Raw genomic sequence first — 3,042 nt, forward strand, 5'->3', positions numbered from 1 at the left:
CCCGCTGGCGCGGGCGAGGCCTGGCGGCGCGGTCAGCCGCGCTTGTCCAGCGGCACGAAGACCTGGTCTTCCGGGCCGGTGTAGTTGGCGCTGGGACGGATGATCTTGCCGTCGATGCGCTGCTCGATGATGTGCGCGCTCCAGCCGGCAGTACGGGCGATCACGAACAGCGGGGTGAACATCGCCGTCGGCACGCCCATCATGTGGTAGCTGACCGCGCTGAACCAGTCCAGGTTCGGGAACATTTTCTTGATGTCCCACATCACCGACTCCAGGCGCTCGGCGATGTCATACATCTTCATATTCTGCTGCTCGGCCGACAGCGCGCGCGCCACGTCCTTGATCACCTGGTTGCGTGGATCGGACACCGTGTAGACCGGGTGGCCGAAGCCGATCACCACTTCCTTGCGCTCCACCCGGGCCTTGATGTCGGCCTCGGCCTCGTCCGGCGTCTCGTAGCGCTTCTGCACCTCGAACGCGACTTCGTTGGCGCCGCCGTGCTTGGGCCCGCGCAGCGCGCCGATGCCACCGGTGATGGCGCTGTACATGTCGCTGCCGGTGCCGGCGATCACGCGGCAGGCGAAGGTGGAGGCGTTGAACTCATGCTCGGCGTACAGGATCAGCGAGGTATGCATCGCCTTGACCCACGACTCGCACGGCTGCTCGCCATGCAGCAGGTGCAGGAAGTGGCCACCGATCGAATCATCGTCGGTCTCCACGTCGATGACGCGGCCGTTGTGGCTCCAGTGGTACCAGTACAGCAGCATCGAGCCCAGGCAGGCCATCAGCTTGTCGGCAATGTCGCGCGCGCCCGGGTGGTTGTGGTCGTCCTTCTCCGGCGACACGCAACCCAGCACCGAAACGCCGGTGCGCATCACATCCATCGGATGCGCCGATGGCGGCAGCTCCTCCAGCGCGGCCTTGACCGCGGCCGGGATCCCCCGCAGCGATTTCAGCTTGGCCTTGTAGGCACGCAGTTCGGCCTTGTTGGGCAGCTTGCCGTGCACCAGCAGGTGGGCGATCTCCTCGAACTCGCTAGTATTGGCCAGGTCCAGGATGTCGTAGCCGCGGTAATGCAGGTCGTTGCCGCTGCGGCCGACGGTGCACAGCGCGGTGTTGCCGGCGGCGGTGCCGGACAGGGCGACGGACTTCTTGGGCTTGAAAGCCGGTGCGGCGGTTTGCTCTGACATGGTGTTTACCTCCGGGGAAACGGGTTCACGGTTCAATCTGGATTGCGGTCGTTCATGCGCATGGTCTGCTCCAGCAGCCGTTGCAACATCGCGATCTGCCGGTTCTGTTGCTCCACCAGCTGCGCCCAATCCTGCGAACGCAACAGGTCGAGCTTTTCATGGATCTGCAGCACTTCGAGTTCGGACTTGATGTTGACCTGGTAGTCGTTCTCGGCATGCATCCGGTCCACGGCCGCCTGCCGGTTCTGGCTCATCATGATGATCGGCGCCTGCACGGCCGCCAGGCAGGACAGCACCAGGTTCAGCAGAATGTAGGGATAGGGATCGAACGCCTTGGCCAGCACGGCACTGTTGACCAGCATCCAGATCACCAGCACCACGCCGAAGCAGATGATGAACCGCCAGCTGCCCCCGACCGACGCCACTTTGTCCGCGACCCGCTCGCCGAGGCTGCGGGTTTCGCGGAATTCACGCACCACGTTGCGCGCCACCTGACGCCGCGAGATGAAACGTTCAACCACGTTGCGCTCCTCCGGCGGCAACTGGTCAAGCTCCTTCTGCAACAGCTGGCGGGCGGTTTCACGCCGGTCCACGCGGGCGGCATGGGAGGAATGGGCAGCACTGGTCGCCATGGCGGAAAACTCAGTTGATCGATGAAGACCCGATCATGCGCCCTTGCCGGCGAACACCTTGTCCAGGCTGCGTTCGAAGGCGTGGTAGCCGATACGGTCGTACAGCTCCTCGCGGGTCTGCATGGTGTCCACCACATTGCGCTGGTGGCCGTCGCGGCGGATGGCCTCGTACACGTTCTCGGCGGCCTTGTTGGCCGCACGGAACGCCGACAGCGGGAACAGCTGGATCGCCACGCCGGCCGAGGCCAGTTCGTCGCGACTGAACAGCGGCGTGGCGCCGAATTCGGTGATGTTGGCCAGCAGCGGCACTTTCACCGCGTCGGCGAAGCGCTTGTAGGTTTCCAGATCGTAGGCGCCTCGGCGAAGATGCCGTCGGCACCGGCCTCGACGCAGGCGATGGCCCGCTCGATGGCCGCATCCACGCCCTCCATCTGGATCGCATCGGTGCGGGCGATCAGGAAGAAGTCCGGATCGGTCTTGGCATCGGCGGCGGCCTTCACCCGGTCGACCATCTCACCCTGGCTGACGATCTCCTTGCCCGGACGGTGGCCGCAGCGCTTGGCACCGACCTGGTCCTCGATGTGGCAGGCGGCCCCGCCGGCCTTGATCAACGACTTCACGGTGCGGGCAATGTTGAACGCGCTGGGCCCGAAGCCGGTATCGATATCCACCATCAGCGGCAGGTCGCAGACATCGGTGATGCGGCGCACGTCGATCAGCACGTCCTCGAGCGTGTTGATGCCCAGATCCGGCAGCCCCAGCGAACCGGCGGCGACACCGCCACCGGACAGGTAGATGGCGCGGTAGCCGGCACGCTTGGCCAGCAGGGCGTGGTTGGCGTTGATGGCGCCGATCACCTGCAGCGGGGATTCGGCGGCCAGGGCGGCGCGGAACGCGGCGCCAGCGGAAGAAAGGCTCATGGGGGGCTCCTGTCCTGGCGGAGGCGAGGTGCCATTCCGCGATGGCGCCCAATCTGTCACCATCGCAATCATTGATCAATCTTGATTCAACAAATCAACCTATTGAACACGTCATGTCCGAACACTCCGGCCCCGAACTGATTCCCGCCAGCGACGCCTGCGCGCTGCTGGGGATCAGTACCGCCACCCTGTACGCCTATGTCAGCCGCGGCCAGCTCAGCTCACGTCCCGGTCCGGACGCGCGCAGCCGGATGTATCTGCGCGCGGAAGTGGAACGGCTGGCACGCCGCAAGCAGGCCG

At 65.2% G+C, this 3,042-nt stretch carries 3 protein-coding genes and 1 pseudogene; 1 reads left to right on the top strand and 3 read right to left on the bottom strand.

The annotated features are described in order from the left end of the window. Nucleotides 1-32: 32 nt before the first annotated feature. The 3 genes and pseudogenes from prpC to prpB form a co-directional block, all read right to left on the bottom strand. Entirely contained in the window at nt 33-1,190 is a 1,158-nt protein-coding gene (prpC, locus tag JCM9942_RS12950) for a bifunctional 2-methylcitrate synthase/citrate synthase (RefSeq protein ID WP_054660170.1), read from the bottom strand. A gap of 32 nt (nt 1,191-1,222) precedes the next feature. After that, complete coding sequence (locus tag JCM9942_RS12955; RefSeq protein ID WP_054660171.1) at nt 1,223-1,822, bottom strand: DUF1003 domain-containing protein; 600 nt, start codon at nt 1,820-1,822, stop codon at nt 1,223-1,225. A 33-nt stretch (nt 1,823-1,855) separates the two neighbouring features. Continuing rightward, nucleotides 1,856-2,742 (bottom strand): annotated as a pseudogene (prpB, locus tag JCM9942_RS12960) (methylisocitrate lyase). 113 nt (nt 2,743-2,855) lie between these two features. On the opposite strand from prpB, the gene JCM9942_RS12965 reads away from it, so the two are divergent. After that, nucleotides 2,856-3,042: helix-turn-helix transcriptional regulator (locus JCM9942_RS12965; protein ID WP_157722920.1), on the top strand; the 187-nt coding region annotated here is incomplete at its 3' end.

Origin of the sequence: Stenotrophomonas pictorum JCM 9942 (assembly GCF_001310775.1) — a bacterium.
Taxonomy (GTDB): Bacteria; Pseudomonadota; Gammaproteobacteria; order Xanthomonadales; family Xanthomonadaceae; genus Stenotrophomonas; species Stenotrophomonas pictorum.

Bases quoted from the DNA above. Each gene is read 5' to 3' on its own strand.
- JCM9942_RS12955 (WP_054660171.1), bottom strand. From the start codon at position 1,822: ATGGCGACCAGTGCTGCCCATTCCTCCCATGCCGCCCGCGTGGACCGG.
- prpC (WP_054660170.1), bottom strand. From the start codon at position 1,190: ATGTCAGAGCAAACCGCCGCACCGGCTTTCAAGCCCAAGAAGTCCGTC.